This is a genomic window from Ruegeria sp. YTSC003 (assembly GCF_059609785.1).
This window is the reverse complement of the sequence record NZ_JBXWMK010000008.1, coordinates 184963-201806: the sequence shown is the minus strand read 5'-3', so window position 1 is coordinate 201806 and position 16844 is coordinate 184963. Positions and strand designations below refer to the sequence as shown.

Genomic DNA, 16844 nt, shown 5'->3' with positions numbered 1-16844 from the left:
TCCCCGCGCCCCTATATCAGTTCCCCGCCATTCCCTACCGGGGAGTCGAGACTGGTTATTCGGCCAGGTCGCAGGGTGCCTGACGGCGAATCTAAGAAAATCTCGGGGAGCGCCGGGGAAGCATGGGGAGCCATTCGGGGACCGTTTTGAGGAGGTGACAACAGGGCATTTATTATTAGTATCAATAACTTAAATATAGTTATAAATTTATGGGGAGACTTGGGGATACCCTATAGCGCAGAATGTGAAAAAACGCAGAAATACACTTTTCTAGAATGCTCTAAGGAATCCCCCTCCCCCGCTCCCCGCACTTTGAAAACAGTGCACAACACCGCTGCGTTCATTGCGAAGAATCCGACGGTGTTTGTTCGCCTTCCCTCCCACGTAGTCATCAAAACCGAGCCAAGAACTCATACATTGGTCCACCGAAGAAAATCGCGGGTCCTTCCATGGCATTGTTACGTGGGTTTATTCGCGCCGTGTTCTATTGGCCGGTGCGAAAAAACTCAAAAGTGGGTTTTTGGGTTGGGGTTGTTGTCTTCGGAACAGATTTGCAAGCTTCATCATACCTAGATAGTAACCGCATAGGTTGAAGCTGGAACCAGAAGACGCCCGAGAGCGGCACCCTAGTAGTCAATTTTATAGTTCATGTCGGAAAGTCTTCGATGCGATATCAACAAAACTAGCTAGGTTTCGAATGCCCAAAGAAGATTTTGCGAGTTTCATTGCCAAGCATCGCTTTAAACCACACGATCTTTTTGCATCCGTCTCAAAGGGTGTTACCACACAGGAGTTTCAATTAGCGAAGTGTTTCTCTCAAGTCGACCTACTGAGATGGGACTTTGGAGACGGTCAGTTCGCCGAGTTAAACCGAGCGCTGACGGTCGCATCATATACTTCAGAAAGCAGCACGGATCATCCAGAGGGTTTCGCCGCATACACTTCAAAGCTGCAAGAGGAATCGTGGAATTACGCATTGCGCTTTTCCCCTTACCATAAAGTTCATACCGCACTGGAGAACTTAGAAAGGGTGCATGCCGCAATGCTGGAAGCAAGCCTTGGTTTGAATGCGGCTACGGCAGGGATGGACACCGTTCTTGAGTTCAAGCGCTCAGATAACTCTGCGTATGCTCGAGAACAATCTAAGGCAACATCCAATCTTTTAACATTCTCTGCGCTTTATGCTTCATACGTAGATGTTTGCAGACGTATCCGAAAATACTCCAAGCTGGAAAACAGTGAATCTTACACCCGGGGAATTGGAAGGGTAATCGGGAAGAACTCCGGCGCGCATAGTTTTGCCATGGGTCTAAGGAACTTTATTCTACATCATCATTTGGTGGAGCCTGGCATAACCATTTCGATGGGGGAAAGTCGCACGGTGCGACTGCTACTCGATTCAAACGCTTTGCTTTTCGCAGGTTTCAAGTGCAAAGCGGACGCTCGAGAATACATCCGTTCGGACAAAAAGCTGGATGTACTGAAAACGACCACCACTGTAGTCAAAGACGTTGCTAGACTTGTAAGGTTCCATCGGAAGATCGCAGAGAAACGACTACCGGAGGAAAAGTTCGCTCACGACACTTACCTTCACGAACGAACCAGGTTTTGACACCTCCAGAACGCGACGTTCGATCCGGGAGCAATTGTCTAACGGCGCTCAACTGTTTTAGCACGCGTTGTAAGCCCCAGCATTATGTCGGTGGCTCTAGACAGCTCCATTCCGGATGAAGAATTACGTATACTACTGACTACTCTGGCAAACCGGCATCAGAATCTTTCAAATGACAAAATGGCAGTTGTTGCCGACGAAATCGTGCAGCTATTGAAGCAGCGTTCAAGGTATCCGAACACCGGCTCATATCTTGACGGGCGGAAGGTCGAGTGACGGCGCATTCAGGCTGCGACGCGCCTGAAAGCAATCAGCGTTGCTGTGATCATTGCACCAAAATCCACTTGAACCAAAAATCGAGCATCATCCTTGATGGCGTTAAGCCAATGAACAATTTCAACCAACAATCCCGCAACATTCGCAAGCCCACGTACCGATAAAATCTCACTAAACAATTGTTATTTATCAAGAAATTTAATTCCTTTACGCAAGTTCGAAATTGGTACTCGCCTCCACTTCTTTTTCAAACACTTAGCTTTCTGCGCTGCTTTCGCAAATTCGGGCGTATACACTTGGGTATCATGTTCCTACTGGCTTCTGGAACAGCATAACCGTCGCCGTTGATGTCCGGGGTTAAATGTCGAAGCGGTTTGAAAGTAATGCCACACGTGCCAAATCTTTTCCCGCGAACAAACGGCGCGACGCACAATGCGACAGTGGTAGAGGGATGTGCTTTGTCTTTGTCGCGCCTTTGCCCGCTTCCTTAATATTGCCCAAAGGTTCGCACAGAACGCGATTGCCCAAGGCGCGCCTGTTGCGATTGCCGGTCCAGCGATTCCGTTTGCACAACCGCACTACCTGATTGCCAAGCCCGGAAGCGCTCAATCATCCGCGGCTGCGGGGCTGTTTTGCTCCTGGCTTCGTGATCGGATCGCATCGGATGCCGCTGACTGACTTCGGCTGGTCGCTTTTCTGACTTAACCGGTTTTCAATCCTCAGTCGTGCTTGACAAGCCCCCTGCCCGTGCCGCATGTCGCATGCGTTGGTGTCCATCCTCGGATGGATGAAAAGGGAATGTGCCAGCGATGTCATCGCCAAGCACAGCCGCCCCCGCGACCGTGACCGGAGAGGGTGCCCAAAGCCACTGGCCCAATAGGCCGGGAAGGCGGGACATCCGACAGGGCAAACGCTCTGACATCCGCAAGCCGGGAGACCTGCCAGCACCCGAAGTTGAAACCGGGCGGGGTGTTCCGGTGTCGGGTCCATGTCGCACACGTGGCCCGCATGAAACCCCGTCCCCCGTACAAAGGATTAGGGGGATGAGAGACGTGACCGAGACCGCACCAGTCGAATTGCTGGTCTGCACGACATGCCGCCGTGGGTTGCCCATCGAAGATGACGCTCAGCGACCCGGCACTTTGCTGCACACAGCGCTTGAACAGGCGGGTTTGCCTGACGGCGTGGACCTGAAGCCGGTGGAATGCCTGTCGAACTGTGATCAGGGATGTTCGATCGTTTTGCGTGGTGGCCCGTCCCGATGGACCTTCGTCTATGAAAACCTCGACGAGGCCGACCATGTCGAGACCATCGTCGAAGGCGTCACCAAATATCTGGCCGCTGAAGACGGTCTGGTGAAATGGCGTGAGCGCCCCGAACATTTCCGCAAAAACTGTGCGGCCCGCATTCCCCCGATTGGAGCCCTGAAATGAGCAATCTTGAAAAACTTCCCGTCACCGTGATCACCGGCTTTCTGGGCTCGGGCAAGACCACGCTGGTCAAGCACCTGATGCAGAACCCGCAGGGCAAGCGTCTGGCTGTGGTCGTCAATGAATTTGGCGATGTTGGCGTCGATGGCGATATCCTGAAATCCTGCGCCATTCCGGATTGCCCGGCGGAAAACATCATGGAACTGGCCAATGGCTGCATCTGCTGCACCGTAGCCGATGACTTCATTCCGACCATCGAGGCACTGATGGCGCTGGAGCCGCGCCCCGATCACATTCTGATTGAAACCTCTGGTCTGGCGCTGCCGAAGCCGCTGCTGAAGGCGTTCGACTGGCCGGATATCCGTTCTAAGATCACCGTTGACGGTGTGATCGCTCTGGCCGATGCCGAGGCCGTCGCCGCCGGGCGCTTCGCTCCGAGTGTCGAAGCCGTGGACGCCCAGCGCCTGGCTGACGACTCGATCGACCACGAAACGCCCCTGTCAGAGGTGTTCGAGGATCAGATCTCGTGCGCCGACATCATCCTGCTGACAAAACCCGATCTGGCGGGCGCCGAAGGTGTGGCGAAAGCCAAAGAAGTCATCGCCGCCGAAGCTCCGCGTCCGCTGCCAGTGGTCGAAGTCGCCGAAGGTGCCGTAGACGTGCGCGTCGTGCTGGGGCTGGAAGCGGCCGCCGAGGATGACATGGATGCCCGTCCGTCGCATCACGATGGCCATCACGACCACGAACACGACGATTTCGAAAGCATCATCGTCGAGTTACCTGAACAGACCGACCCGGCCCAACTGGTCGCCAATATCGAACGTCTGGCCAATGAGCTGAACATCCTGCGCGTCAAAGGCTATGCCGCCGTTCAGGGCAAACCCATGCGTCTGCTGGTGCAGGCCGTTGGTGCCCGCGTACGTCACCAGTATGACCGCCCGTGGGAACCCGGTGAAGAGCGCCGTTCGCGTCTGGTGGTCATCGCCGAACACGACGACATCAAAGAGGCCACGATCCGCGATATCCTCGTGGGCGTGACCGAGGCCGCCGAGTAAGCCATGCACGTCGTCTTCCGCGAAAGCCACGGGCTCGAGGAAACCGAGACCCCGACCGATCTGGGCCAAAGTCCGGCGGATCTGGTGGTGCTGTCCTTTTCGGACAGTGACCTTGGTGCTTTCGCGGCGGGCTGGCATCGCGGTGGCGGGGCCGAAGGGCGAATGCCGACAATGCGGCTGGCCAACCTGACAGCACTGAAACACCCGTTGTCCGTCGACACTTATGTCGAGCAAACGCTCGAGGGCGCCAAGGGCATTCTGATCCGTTTGATCGGCGGCGTGCCTTACTGGTCCTATGGCTTGCAGCAAGTTCTGGCGCTGGCGCAATCCAAGGGGATCGCACTGGCCGTCCTACCTGCCGATGGGCGTGAGGATACGCGGCTGGATGATTACTCCACCCTGCCCGTCTCAACCCTGCGGCGGCTTGCGCATCTGTGTGACACCGGTGGCGAAGTCGCGGCGCAAGCGGCCTTGGCTCAAATGGCGCTTGCGGCGGGGCTTTATGCCGGGCCGGTGATGGGCGCTAAGACCTTGCCAGAGTGCGGCGCGTGGTGCCCGGATCGTGGCGTAGTCCCGGTCGAAACAGCATTCTCGAGCGGCGCGAAGCGTATTCTGGTGACTTTCTATCGTGCTTATCTGACATCTGCAGACACCGCCCCGGTCGCAGCCCTGATCCGCCGATTGCGGGAACGCGGCATCGAAGCTGTAGGCATGTTCGCTCCCTCGCTGAAAGCACCTGCAGCCGCCGATTGGCTGCGCGAGAACATCGCCTCCCTTGAACCGTCGGCCATCATCAACGCCACCGCGTTTTCGGGCAAAGGCGCATCCGGCACCTCTCCACTGGACGCCGCCAATGTGCCGGTGTTTCAGGTTGCTCTCGCTACGTCCCGCCGCAAAGCCTGGGCCGAGGCGGAACGCGGTCTTTCGCCCGCTGATTTGGCTATGCACGTTGTCCTGCCTGAAGTGGACGGGCGAATTTCTGCAGGCATTGCTTCGTTCAAGGAACCGGGCAAGCGTGACCCGCATCTGGAGTATTCACGTTTTGCCCACCGGGCTGAACCGGAACGGATCGAGGCCATCATCGACCGTGTCGTCGGCTGGCTGAACCTGAACGACAAGCCCAAAGGGGATCAGGTGCCCGCCTTGGTGCTGTCCACCTATCCCGGCAAGGATTGGCAGATGGCCCATGCGGTAGGCCTTGATGCTTTGGCCTCGGCCGAGGCGATGCTGTCTGACCTGCTGGGCGAAGGGTATGACACCGCTCCTGCCCAGCCGATTTCTGATACGTTGTTGGACGCGCGGATTACGTGGTCGCTTGGCGAATATCTGACTGCGCTAGCAGAATTGCCGGAACAACTGCGCGCAGACCTCGAAATCGTCTGGGGCAAGCCCGAGGATGATCCGGCCTTTGCAGATGGCGCGTTCCACTTCACCGCCCTGCGCCGCGGCAAGGCGCTGGTCGCGTTGCAACCTGAACGCGGCACGCCCGAGTTGCGTGATGACGATTATCATGACCTGTCGCGTACCCCGCGCCACAGCTACGTGGCCTTCTACCTTTGGCTGCGCAAAGGTCTTAGTGCGGATGCGCTGATCCATATCGGCGCGCACGGCACGCTGGAATGGCTGCCCGGCAAGTCGGTCGCGCTGTCCAACGAATGCTGGCCCGAAGCGCTGATCGGCGACCTGCCTGTCATTTACCCCTTCATCGTCAACGACCCTGGCGAGGCCGCGCAGGCCAAGCGCCGGATCGGGGCGGTCACGCTGGGTCATATCCCACCGCCGATGAGAGAAAGCGGTACCCCGGATCGGATGGTTCGGCTGGAATCGCTGCTGGACGAATTCTCGAACGCTGATGGCTTGGACCCCAAACGTCGCGACCGCCTGCAAGAAGATATCCGGGACGAAGCGCAAGCCATCGGGCTGGAGAGCGACCTTGGCCTCGATCAGGCCACCTGCATCGCCGAGGCGATCACTCGCATCGACCGTTTCGTCTGTGACATCAAAGAAAGCCAGTTCGGCGACGGGTTGCATATCTTTGGACGTGTGCCCGAAGCCACCGCCAATTTTGACACGGCTCCTTCTGCCCATGCCGAACGCCGGGCATTGATCGACGCGCTGGCTGGCAAACGGATCGAGGCAGGCCCGTCCGGGTCCCCCTACCGCGGACGGTCAGACGTGCTGCCCACCGGGCGCAATCTGTATACCACCGATCCGCGCTCAGTCCCCACCCGTGCAGCCTATACCCAAGGCGTCAAGCTGGCAGAAGAATTGGTGCGGCGACACCTGCAGGAAGAGGGCGATTATCCCAAGGGGCTGATCGTTGATCTCTGGGGTTCAGCCACGATGCGCACGGCGGGCGAAGAGTTTGCCATGGCGCTGCACTTGCTGGGCGTCAAACCCGTTTGGGACAAAGGGTCCGAGCGGGTGTCGGGCATCGAAGTGCTGCCCATCACTGACCTCAGCCGCCCGCGTCTGGACGTGACGTTGCGTGTCTCAGGCTTGTTCCGCGATGTGTTCCCGACCCTTTCGGCGCTTTATGGTCAAGCTGTTCGCGCGTTGTCGGAACGCGATGAAGCGCCAGACTGGAACCCATATGCCGGGCAGGCCCCGGCAGCGCGCGTCTTTGGCCCGGCACCGGGCAGCTATGGCGTGAACATGACCCAGCTGTCCGAAATCTATACGGATGAGGCCCGCGCGCAGGCGGGTAAGGCATGGCTTGAGGCCAGTTCTTTCGCTTTGGAAGGCGAACACATCACACAGGATATGGACGGCATTACCCAACGGGTCACGAATGCCGACAGTTTCGTGCACCTGCAGGATCTGACCGAAACCGATCTGCTGTTGGCCAACGACTATGCCACGCACGAGGCTGGTTTCGCCGCCGCCAAGAAAGTCACTGGTGGTACGGCGCAGCTATACCATCTGGACAACACCAACCCGGATAGCCCGCGCGCCCGAACGTTGCCTGAAGAAATCAGCCGTGTGGTTCATGCGCGTGCCGCCAACCCGAACTGGATTGCAGGCATGCAAAGGCATGGCTTCCGAGGCGCTGCCGAAATTGCGGCGACACTGGATCACATGGCCTCTTTCGCCCATCTGTCAGGCACGGTCGCGCCGCATCTGTTCGACCTCTATCACGACGCCACTTTGGGCGACGCCGAGGTCGACGCGTTTTTGCAAGAGGCCAACCCGCGCGCGTATCAGGCCATGCAGGACAGGTTCCGCGCGTTGTTGGACGCGGGCCTTTGGAACACCCGCCGCAACTCAATCCGGGCCGATCTGGAGGGGCTGGGATGAGCGCCCCGGTCGTTCAGGGTTGGTGCCCCGGTGCGCATCGGCCGATGATGTCGGGCGATGGTCTGGTGGTTCGGGCGCGCCCGCGTCTGGCCCGTTTGAGCGCGGAACAAACACGTGGTCTTTGTGAGTTGGCCGAGCAATTTGGCAATGGCACGATCGACCTGACCAACCGCGCCAATTTACAGCTGCGCGGGGTAAAAGAAGACGATCATCAAGCATTGCTGGCCGAGCTGGCCGCGCTGAACCTTTTGGATGCTGAGCCCGGTATTGAAATGCGCCGCAATATCCTGGTGTCGCCCCTATACCGATCAAGTGATCGAACCGCACATCTGACACAGGAACTGATCGACCGGTTGGAGGAATTGCCGACTCTGCCCGCCAAATTCGGCTTTGCCATCGACACTGGCCCCAAGCGCCTGTTGGCGGCGGATTCGGCCGATATCCGGGTCGAGGCAGGCACTGATGGCCTCATCCTGCGCGCCGACGGGGCCAAGACTGGCTGCCGGGTCACAGAAACCAACGCAATTGACCGGCTTATCGCCTTGGCCGGATGGTTTTCCGAACGTTTCACGCCAGAAACCCGCCGCATGGCGCGGGTGGCCGCGACGCAGGATTTGCCAGCGGAGTGGCAAGGCAGCGCGCCCGGTGACATCGGCACACCGCCGCAGCCCGGCGTCTGCGATCTGGGTGTGTTGTATGGCGCGGTGTTCGGACAATTGCCGGCGCGACAGCTCTCTGACCTCATTGCAGACAGCGGGGCGTCTGCCTTGCGGGTCACCCCATGGCGGCTGATTCTGCTGGAAGGCGGGGCGGCGATACAAGCACCGGACTTTGTCATAGATGGCACCGACCCGCTGATGACAACCGATGCCTGCCCCGGCGCACCGTTCTGCCCGCAAGCTCAGGTGGAAACCCGCGAAGTTGCCCGCGTCTTGGCCGCCCAAATCCCAGGAAGTTTGCATGTATCCGGTTGCGCCAAAGGCTGTGCCCGTATGGGTCCGGCAAATGTTACACTGGTCGGCAACGACGGACGATTTGATCTTGTCAAAAACGGTCGCGCGGGGGATGAGCCGTCCCAACGCGGGCTGACACCCGAAACACTTATGACTATGGACCTCACCTGATGCCCTATGAATACGAAACCGACGGCGCAGCGATCTATAAGCAAAGCTTTGCCACAATCCGGTCCGAGGCCAATCTGGCGCGTTTTGACGCTGATGAAGAGCAGGTTGCGGTTCGCATGATCCACGCCGCCGGAATGGTCGGTCTGGAAGAATTCGTACATTTTTCGCCCGGTTTCGTGCCAGCCGCAAGGACCGCGTTAGAGAATGGCGCACCTATACTGTGCGATGCGCGAATGGTCAGCGAGGGTGTGACCCGCTTCCGCCTGCCGGCCGATAATGAGGTGATCTGCACTCTGCATGACGAACGCGTGCGCCCACTGGCGGCTGAGATGAGCAACACCCGATCCGCTGCTGCTCTGGAGCTGTGGCGTCCGCATCTGGAAGGCGCTCTGGTCGCGATCGGTAATGCGCCGACCGCTCTGTTCCACCTACTGAATATGCTGGAAGACCCCGATTGCCCACGCCCGGCCGCCATCATCGGGTGCCCGGTGGGCTTTGTCGGTGCCGTCGAATCCAAGGACGCATTGTGGGAGGCGCAGCCCGTGCCCTCTTGCATCATCAAGGGCCGTCTGGGCGGCAGCGCCATCACCGTAGCCGCAATCAACGCCATTGCGAGCCGCGCCGAATGAGCGGCGGCAAGATATACGGCGTGGGCCTTGGTCCCGGTGACCCGGACCTGATGAGCGTGCGGGCCTACCGCCTGCTGCGCAATGCGCGCCACGTGGCGTTCTTTCGCAAGCCCGGTCGCAGCGGTCAGGCGCGCAAGATCGTCAATGGGATGATCCCGGACAGCGCTGTTGAGTTTCCCATGGAATACCCTGTCACGACTGAAATTCCACTGGATGATCCGCGCTATAACGAATTGCTCTCGGCCTTTTACAAGGACTGTGCCGCGCATCTCAAAGCTCTGTCGGATCAGGGCGAGGACGTGGTGGTTTTGTGCGAGGGCGACCCGTTTTTCTATGGATCTTTCATGCATCTTTACAGCCGCTTGCGCGATCAGGCTGATGTTGAGGTCGTGCCAGCCATCACCGGAATGTCCGGCGCGTGGACCGCAACGGGTAATCCGATCACTTGGGGCGATGATGTGCTGACGGTACTGGTCGGTACCCTGCCTGAAGAAGATCTGGCAATTCGCATGGCGCAGACTGATGCTTTGGTTGTCATGAAAATCGGACGCAATATAGACAAGGTAAAGCGCGCGCTGAAAACAGCCGGTTTGTATGACCGCGCATGGATTGTCGAGTTTGCGCAGATGCCGAACCAGGTGGTGACGAAACTGTCCGAGGCATGCGAAAAGGTGACGCCCTATTTCTCGATCATCATCGTGCATGGTCAAGGACGGCGGCCATGAGCGGTTGGGTCAAGATTGCGGGTCTGGGGCCTGGTAACGAAGATCTTGTAACCCCCGAGGTTTCAGCTGCGTTGATGGATGCCACGGACGTGGTCGGCTATATCCCCTATGTCGCACGCGTGGCGGAACGCCCCGGGTTGACGCTGCATGCTAGCGACAACCGGGTCGAGATCGACCGATCCCAACACGCGTTGCAGATGGCGGCTGAGGGCAAGCGCGTGGTCGTTGTGTCCTCGGGTGATCCCGGGGTCTTCGCGATGGCCGCCGCAGTATTTGAGGCGCTGGAAAATGGCCCCGCTAAGTGGCGCAAAATTCCCATCGAAGTGCTGCCGGGGATCACCGCGATGCTAGCGGCATCCGCGCGAGCCGGGGCACCACTGGGACATGATTTTTGCGCCATCAACCTCAGCGACAATCTGAAACCCTGGTCGCTGGTTGAAAAACGTCTTCGACTTGCGGCGCAGGCGGATTTCGCGATGGCGTTTTATAACCCACGCTCGAAATCCCGCCCGGAAGGCTTTGTGAAAACACTGGAAATCCTACGCGAAGAATGTGAGCCCGAACGCTTGATCCTGTTCGCGCGCGCCGTATCCCGCGTTGATGAGGCGATCCGGATTTCGACACTGGCCGAGGCGACACCTGACATGGCCGACATGCAAACCGTCGTCATTGTCGGGTCATCCCTGACGCGCGTCATCAACCGTGACAGCGCGCCGATCGTCTATACCCCGAGGTTCACCCCGGAATGAGCCAACCAGTCCAGAACCTGCGTCACGTTCGACAATTCGGTCCTTTGCGGAAGGGGCGGCCTGTCGATCATCAACACCGGTACGCCCAGAGCGCGCGCGGCATCCAGCTTGGCGCGTGCACCGGTACCGCCAGAGTTCTTGGACACAACCAGTTCAATGCCATGCTGCAGCATCAACGCCCGGTCCCCTGCTTCGGTGAAAGGTCCGCGCGACACGATCGCCTCGCAATCGGGCAGCGGCAGTGCATCCGGTTCATCCACCAGCCTCAGCAAGAAGTGATGTTGGGACTGAGCCGCGAAATCTTCAAGATGCAGGCGGCCAACGGCCAGAAAAACACGCCGCTTAGGACCTCTCAAAGCGGCAACTGCCGCGTCAATGTCAGAAACGTGCTGCCAACGATCTCCGTCTTGCGCGCGCCATGCCGGACGGGTCAAAGCGGCCATGGGCACCCCGGCCTCGCGACACGCGGAAATGGCGTTGGTACTCATTTGCGCGGCAAAGGGATGGGTGGCATCGACTACATGAGTGATCGCGTGGTCCGTCAGGTAACGGGCCAGGCCGTCGACGCCGCCGAACCCTCCAACACGCACTGGCAGGGGCTGCGGCCTTGGATTGTCTACCCGACCGGCATAGGAATAGGTTGCCGGGATGCCCTGATCGGCCAAGGTTTTGGCCAGTGCATTGGCCTCGGTCGTGCCACCAAGGATCAGGAGGTTGGTCATGCATGAAGCTCCGTGGCTAAGCGTTTTGGGCTTGGGCGAAGATGGACTGGATGGCCTGTCACCCGCAAGTCGTCAAGTACTGGAGCGTGCCGAAATCATTATGGGCCCGCCGCGCCATTTGTCACTGATCCCCGACACAGGCGCCAAGCGCGTAGATTGGCCCGTGCCTTTTTCCGACGGCCTGCCGATCCTGACCGGGTTTCGCGGACGCCCAACAGTTGTTCTGGCCTCGGGCGATCCGTTCTGGTTCGGCGCGGGCTCGGTAATCGCGCGCAACTTCGACGCCGGAGAATGGACAGCCCATCCGGGTCAGTCCACGTTCTCGCTCGCTGCGGCACGTCTGGGCTGGCCGTTAGAAAGTACGCAGACATTTGGTCTGCACGCCGCCCCGCTGACCCGTCTGCGCCCGCATCTTTCGCCTGGATTGCGCGCCATTCTGTTGCTGCGCAACGGCGCTGCGGTGGCCGAGCTTGCGACATATCTGAACGAAACAGGGTTTGCCGATACGCAGTTGCACGTGATGGAGGCCCTTGGCGGCCCCCGCGAACGGTCGCGCAGCGTGTCGCTGACCGAAGCCCTGCTGGGCGGGTTCGACCATCCAGTCTGCGTTGGGCTTGAAGTTGCGGGTGAAGGACAGGCGCTGCCCAAGGCCTCGGGTAAGCCGGATGATATCTTCGAAAATGATGGCCAGATCACCAAACGCCCCGTGCGGGCGCTGACTCTGTCGGCGCTGGCCCCCAAGCGCGGCGAGCATCTGTGGGATATCGGCGGCGGCACCGGCTCGATCAGCATCGAGTGGCTGATGTGCGACCCGACCCTGACCGCAACCACGATCGAACCCCGCGAGGATCGCGCGGACCGCATTCGCCGAAATGCCGACACGCTGGGGCAAGACCGGCTGCAAGTTGTGCATGGCACCGCGCCAACCGCGTTGGACGGCCTTGGGTTTCCGGATGTGGTATTCATCGGCGGCGGCCTGAGTACCGAATTGCTGACCTGGTTACACACCGCCCTGCCCGCCGGCACCAGGCTGGTCGCCAATGCTGTGACGCTGGAAAGCGAAGCCTTACTGGCGCAATGGCACGAAAAACTGGGCGGAGAACTTTTGCGTATCGAACTGGCGCAGGCTTCGGCACTGGGACCTCGGCGCGGCTGGAAATCCGCATATCCGGTGGTGCAGTGGAGCGTAATCCTATGATCATCGCAGGGTTAGGGTTTTCATCAACGGCGACCGTGGACAGCCTGCGCGCCGTATTTAAGCGGGCCAGCGTTGGACGAAAGGTTGACGCGCTTGCCACTGTTGCCGACAAGGAAGGTCACGCCGCGCTGTCGGAGTTTGCCGCAGAGACCGCCCTGCCCCTGCATTTCATCGCTGCTGCCGATCTGGCGGGACAGCGCACTCTCACCTGCTCGAACCGCAGCCGTGCCACATATGGCACCGGCAGCGTAGCCGAAGCATCCGCCCTTGCCGCTGCCGGAACAGGCGCGCGGCTGACCTCACCCAGACAGATTTCGGACGACCGGCTTGCAACCTGCGCCGTCGCCATCGGAGGACAAACATGACCGTTCATTTCATCGGTGCCGGGCCCGGCGCTGCCGACCTTCTGACCCTGCGGGGGCGTGATATCATCGCGTCGTGCCCGGTGTGCCTGTATGCAGGATCGCTGGTGCCCGAGGAAATTCTGGCCCACTGCCCCGAGGGCGCAAAGATCATCAACACCGCGCCGATGGATCTGGACCAGATCATGGTCGAAATCGAGACCGCACATAAGGCAGGTCAGGACGTCGCTCGGCTGCATTCCGGAGACCTGTCCGTCTGGTCGGCTATGGGCGAACAGATCCGGAGGCTGAAAGAAATGGGCATTCCCGTCAGTGTCACACCGGGCGTGCCGTCCTTTGCGGCCGCCGCGGCCTCGTTGGGAACGGAACTAACCCTGCCCGGACTTGCACAGTCTGTCGTTTTGACCCGGACACCCGGCCGTGCATCCTCGATGCCTGAAGGCGAAACGCTTGAGAACTTTGCCCGCACTGGTGCAACTTTGGCCATTCATCTGTCGATCGGAAATCTGGACAAGGTGATCGCGGATCTGACCCCGGCCTATGGAGCAGACTGCCCGGTGGCAGTGGTATATCGCGCCAGCTGGCCAGACGAACGGATCATTCGGGCCACGTTGGCGACCCTGAAAGACGCGCTGGACGAAAGTATTTCCCGGACCGCTCTGATCATGGTTGGCCCGGCACTTGCCGGCGAAGGTTTTGACGAAAGCTGTCTCTATTCAAAAGATTACGACCGCCGGTACCGCCCGCAAAGCGCGGACAGCCCGTGGTCAAGCTGGAGCCCCGAGAATGAATGACGGGATGACCAACCCTCCGGGACTACTGATTTCTGCGCCGTCTTCCGGGACGGGCAAAACCACCGTCATGCTGGGTCTTCTGCGTGCGCTTGCCGAGGACGGCCTGACGGTGCAACCGTTCAAGAGCGGACCGGACTATATCGATCCAGCCTTTCACCGTGCTGCGGCCGGACGCGCCTCGTTCAACCTGGACAGCTGGGCGATGGCCGATCCGCTGCTGAACGCGATTTCTGCCCAGGCCGAGGGCGCGGATATCGTCGTGGCCGAAGGTTCGATGGGCCTGTTCGACGGCGTTGCCAAGCCCGGAGAGCTTGGGCACGGATCAAGCGCCGAAACCGCACAGCGTATGGGATGGCCTGTGGTCCTGGTGCTGGATGTGGGCGGTCAGGCGCAATCTGCGGCGGCCACTGCGCTGGGATTTCGGATGTACAATCCAGACCTGGCCTTTGCCGGTGTGATCCTGAACCGCTGCGCCAGCCCACGCCACGAACGCCTGACCCGGTTGGGTATGGAGCGAGCAGGATTGCCGGTTCTGGGCGTGTTGCCCCGGCGTGGAGATCTGACCTTGCCCGAGCGGCATCTTGGGTTGATTCAGGCGGTCGAGCACCCGGATCTGGAAAGCGCGATTGCCGGATACGCCACATTCCTGCGCGAGCATGTGGATCTTGAGGCGATCAAGGCGGCGGCTTCCTCAGGCCCCAAGGGGCCATCGTCAGCCGCGCTGCCGCGGCCTCCGGCACAGCGGATCGCGCTTGCACGGGATGCGGCGTTTTCGTTCACCTACCCACATTTGCTGGAAGGCTGGCGCGCAGCAGGGGCGGAAATCCTGTCGTTTTCACCGCTGGCCGACGAATCCCCGGCTGCGGATGCCGATATGGTCTGGTTGCCCGGTGGCTATCCTGAATTGCACGCGGGCACTTTGGCTGCTGCCGACACATTCCTGAGCGGTCTGCGCAAACATGCGGAGACAAAACCCGTTCATGGTGAGTGCGGTGGGTACATGGCCTTGGGCGAAGCTCTGGTCGACAAGGAAGGAGTCCGACATCAAATGGCAGGTCTGCTTGGGCTCGTGACCTCCTATGAGAAGCGAAAGTTCAATCTTGGGTATCGCAAGGCGCAATTGTTGGCCCCAATGGCAGGGTACGCCGCTGAAGCGACATTGCGTGGCCATGAGTTTCATTATTCTTCGATCCTCGAGCAACCCGACGCACCTTTGGCACGGGTGTTCGATGCTGAAGGGGTTGAAGGACCACAAACCGGATCAATTCGTGGCAACGTGACCGGAACATTCTTTCATCTGATCGCAGAGGCGCAGGCATGAGCGGTTTCGTTTCGTTCATTGGCTCTGGTCCCGGGGATCCGGAACTGCTGACGCTTAAGGCCGTGGACCGGATGCAAAAGGCAGACGCGGTGCTGTTCGATGACCTCAGCAGTGGCCCAATCCTGAACCATGCGCATCAGGACGCAGACCTTGTTGGGGTCGGCAAACGCGCCGGTCGCCCGTCACCGAAACAAGACCACGTCAGCCGCCTGTTGGTGGATTACGCAAAAACTGGCGCGCGCGTGGTGCGACTGAAATCCGGCGATGGCGGTCTGTTTGGACGTCTGGAAGAAGAACTGGTGGCGCTGCGCGAGGCCGGGATCGAATATGAGATCATTCCGGGTATCCCGTCTGCGGTCGCGGCTGCGGCAGCAGCTGGCATTCCGCTGACGCGGCGCCTCACAGCGCGTCGCGTACAATTTGTCACCGGCCATGACGTCAGCGGCAAACTGCCCGAAGACCTGAACCTTGCCGCGCTTGCCGATCCAGATGCCACCACGGTTGTGTTCATGGGCAAGCGGACATTCCCTTTGCTGGTAAAGACATTGAACGAACACGGATTGCCGCTGGATACACCGGCGCTGATGGCCGAAGCCGTCTCGACCCCGGATCAGGTGTTGCACCGATCCACGGTCGGTGAGTTGGCGGACAAGCTGGGTGCTGAGATCGGCACGGCCCCCGCCTTGATCCTTTACGGCCCGCTTGCAGAGACTGACGATGTTTGACCTGACCCTGATCGGTATTGGCACCGGCAATCCGGACCACCTGACGTTTCAAGGCGCTAGTGCCATTCGGGACGCAGACCTGATCCTGATCCCACGAAAAGGCAAAAACAAGGCCGATCTGGCCGGTTTGCGGGAAGAGATTATCGCGCAGGTGACCGACACCGCGCCACAGATCGCATATTTTGATATTCCCAAACGACGCGCCGATGATGGCTATCTGCGCGGTGTTGATGAATGGCACGACGCCATCGCTCTGCGGTGGCAAGAGGCGATCGCGGCGCACCCTGATGCAAAGCGGGTAGCTCTTTTGATCTGGGGCGATCCGTCGCTTTATGACAGTTCGCTGCGCATCGCCTCACGACTGAAGCCCCAACCGGAAACACGTGTGATCCCCGGCATCACTGCGCTGCAGGCATTGACGGCGGCGCATGCGATACCGATCAACGATCTGGGCGCGCCGTATGTCGTGACCACCGGTCGGCGCATTCGGGATGAAGGCTGGCCGCTAAACGCTTCAAAAGTGGCCGTTATGCTGGACGGCGAGTGTTCGTTTCAAAGCCTTGAGATGGCCGACTACGAAATCTGGTGGGGCGCTTATGTGGGGATGAAGGAAGAAATCCTGATCCACGGTCCTTTGGCTGATTTGGCGTCGCAGATTATCGAAACACGGGCAAAAGCGCGGGCAGATCATGGCTGGATCATGGACATTTATCTGCTGAAAAGGCGCCTGGACTGATCCGAAAGCATCCACTGCGGCTGCTACCCACGGGATTGTGACTGCGCGAAATACGAGTTTCTGGCATCAACTTCGCACCCGTACCCAAG

General features: G+C 59.5%; 16 protein-coding genes and 1 riboswitch. Of the genes, 14 read left to right on the top strand and 2 right to left on the bottom strand.

Translation table 11 applies throughout. The features are described 5' to 3' along the window. The first annotated feature begins 697 nt into the window (after positions 1-697). A complete protein-coding gene (locus AC2FFH_RS16145; protein WP_496844801.1) occupies positions 698-1612 on the top strand; it encodes a hypothetical protein in 915 nt (304 codons plus the stop codon). Between the two features lie 284 nt (positions 1613-1896). Here AC2FFH_RS16145 and AC2FFH_RS16140 read toward each other — a convergent pair whose 3' ends face one another. Continuing rightward, entirely contained in the window at positions 1897-2067 is a 171-nt protein-coding gene (locus AC2FFH_RS16140; protein WP_496726135.1) for a hypothetical protein, read from the bottom strand. Positions 2068-2638: 571 nt separating this feature from the next. Next, a riboswitch (cobalamin riboswitch) is annotated at positions 2639-2848 on the top strand. A gap of 83 nt (positions 2849-2931) precedes the next feature. Here AC2FFH_RS16140 and AC2FFH_RS16135 point away from each other — a divergent pair. Genes AC2FFH_RS16135 through cobJ form a run of 7 tightly spaced genes read left to right on the top strand, consistent with a single transcriptional unit; the run spans position 2932 to position 10897 of the window. After that, positions 2932-3321, top strand: a complete 390-nt coding sequence (locus tag AC2FFH_RS16135; protein ID WP_496726134.1) for a DUF1636 family protein — start codon at positions 2932-2934, stop codon at positions 3319-3321. After that, a complete protein-coding gene (gene cobW, locus AC2FFH_RS16130) occupies positions 3318-4373 on the top strand; it encodes a cobalamin biosynthesis protein CobW (RefSeq protein WP_496768359.1) in 1056 nt (351 codons plus the stop codon). The genes AC2FFH_RS16135 and cobW overlap by 4 nt, the downstream gene beginning before the upstream one ends. 3 nt (positions 4374-4376) lie before the next feature. After that, a complete protein-coding gene (gene cobN, locus AC2FFH_RS16125) occupies positions 4377-7670 on the top strand; it encodes a cobaltochelatase subunit CobN (RefSeq protein WP_496844800.1) in 3294 nt (1097 codons plus the stop codon). Further along, positions 7667-8794: a ferredoxin-like domain-containing protein gene (locus tag AC2FFH_RS16120; protein ID WP_496739706.1), complete on the top strand. Its 1128-nt coding sequence runs from the start codon at positions 7667-7669 to the stop codon at positions 8792-8794. The genes cobN and AC2FFH_RS16120 overlap by 4 nt, the downstream gene beginning before the upstream one ends. Beyond that, the gene (locus AC2FFH_RS16115) at positions 8794-9423 is read left to right on the top strand and encodes a precorrin-8X methylmutase (RefSeq protein ID WP_496768353.1); all 630 of its coding nucleotides are present in this window, start codon (positions 8794-8796) and stop codon (positions 9421-9423) included. The genes AC2FFH_RS16120 and AC2FFH_RS16115 overlap by 1 nt, the downstream gene beginning before the upstream one ends. Further along, positions 9420-10148, top strand: coding sequence for a precorrin-2 C(20)-methyltransferase (locus AC2FFH_RS16110; RefSeq protein WP_496768351.1), 729 nt, complete (start codon positions 9420-9422; stop codon positions 10146-10148). Before AC2FFH_RS16115 ends, AC2FFH_RS16110 begins: the two co-directional genes overlap by 4 nt. Next, the gene (gene cobJ, locus AC2FFH_RS16105) at positions 10145-10897 is read left to right on the top strand and encodes a precorrin-3B C(17)-methyltransferase (protein ID WP_496768349.1); all 753 of its coding nucleotides are present in this window, start codon (positions 10145-10147) and stop codon (positions 10895-10897) included. Before AC2FFH_RS16110 ends, cobJ begins: the two co-directional genes overlap by 4 nt. Here cobJ and AC2FFH_RS16100 read toward each other — a convergent pair. After that, positions 10870-11619 carry a cobalt-precorrin-6A reductase gene (locus tag AC2FFH_RS16100; protein ID WP_496844798.1) on the bottom strand — a complete coding sequence of 250 codons (750 nt, stop codon included), beginning with the start codon at positions 11617-11619 and terminating at the stop codon, positions 10870-10872. The genes cobJ and AC2FFH_RS16100 overlap by 28 nt on opposite strands. Between AC2FFH_RS16100 and cbiE the strand changes: the two genes are divergently transcribed. The 6 genes from cbiE to cobF are packed head-to-tail and all read left to right on the top strand — an operon-like array spanning position 11618 to position 16755. Beyond that, entirely contained in the window at positions 11618-12817 is a 1200-nt protein-coding gene (gene cbiE, locus AC2FFH_RS16095; protein ID WP_496777485.1) for a precorrin-6y C5,15-methyltransferase (decarboxylating) subunit CbiE, read from the top strand. The two genes, AC2FFH_RS16100 and cbiE, sit on opposite strands and share 2 nt — an antisense overlap. After that, positions 12814-13182 carry a cobalamin biosynthesis protein gene (locus AC2FFH_RS16090; RefSeq protein WP_496844797.1) on the top strand — a complete coding sequence of 123 codons (369 nt, stop codon included), beginning with the start codon at positions 12814-12816 and terminating at the stop codon, positions 13180-13182. The genes cbiE and AC2FFH_RS16090 overlap by 4 nt, the downstream gene beginning before the upstream one ends. Then, positions 13179-13973: a precorrin-4 C(11)-methyltransferase gene (gene cobM / locus AC2FFH_RS16085; RefSeq protein ID WP_496844795.1), complete on the top strand. Its 795-nt coding sequence runs from the start codon at positions 13179-13181 to the stop codon at positions 13971-13973. The genes AC2FFH_RS16090 and cobM overlap by 4 nt, the downstream gene beginning before the upstream one ends. Then, positions 13966-15294 carry a cobyrinic acid a,c-diamide synthase CobB gene (locus AC2FFH_RS16080; protein ID WP_496844794.1) on the top strand — a complete coding sequence of 443 codons (1329 nt, stop codon included), beginning with the start codon at positions 13966-13968 and terminating at the stop codon, positions 15292-15294. Before cobM ends, AC2FFH_RS16080 begins: the two co-directional genes overlap by 8 nt. After that, positions 15291-16019, top strand: coding sequence for a uroporphyrinogen-III C-methyltransferase (gene cobA, locus AC2FFH_RS16075; RefSeq protein ID WP_496844793.1), 729 nt, complete (start codon positions 15291-15293; stop codon positions 16017-16019). Before AC2FFH_RS16080 ends, cobA begins: the two co-directional genes overlap by 4 nt. Continuing rightward, positions 16012-16755 carry a precorrin-6A synthase (deacetylating) gene (cobF, locus tag AC2FFH_RS16070; RefSeq protein WP_496777476.1) on the top strand — a complete coding sequence of 248 codons (744 nt, stop codon included), beginning with the start codon at positions 16012-16014 and terminating at the stop codon, positions 16753-16755. Before cobA ends, cobF begins: the two co-directional genes overlap by 8 nt. Positions 16756-16844: the final 89 nt, after the last annotated feature.